The following is a 244-nucleotide window of genomic DNA, read 5'->3' as shown; positions in this document are numbered from 1 at the left end:
AAAAATGGTTTTAAAATTTCTAGAATAACCATTCCGAAAGTATCTGAAATGAATGCTTTTTTAGTCCTTAAAAAGCAAAGATTCTATTGTAAGCATTGTTCTACTTACTTTACAGCTCAAACAAACATCGTTGATGTTGACTGTCATATTTCTAATAATACACGTTTAGCAGTTTTGGATAAGTCAACTTCTATACGATCTCAAAAATCAATAGCGAAGTCTTGTGGTGTATCTAATTCAACAG

1 protein-coding gene is annotated in these 244 nt (G+C 30.3%); it reads left to right on the top strand.

Going from position 1 to position 244, the window contains the following annotated elements; all coding sequences use genetic code 11:
* Positions 1–244: transposase family protein (locus tag ACSBRB_RS10750; RefSeq protein WP_435032737.1), on the top strand; the 244-nt coding region annotated here is incomplete at both ends.

Origin of the sequence: Staphylococcus auricularis, assembly GCF_051172115.1 — a bacterium.
GTDB lineage: Bacteria > Bacillota > Bacilli > Staphylococcales > Staphylococcaceae > Staphylococcus > Staphylococcus auricularis_A.
Note: the sequence above shows the minus strand (reverse complement) of the source record. Positions and strands in the feature narration are given on the sequence as shown.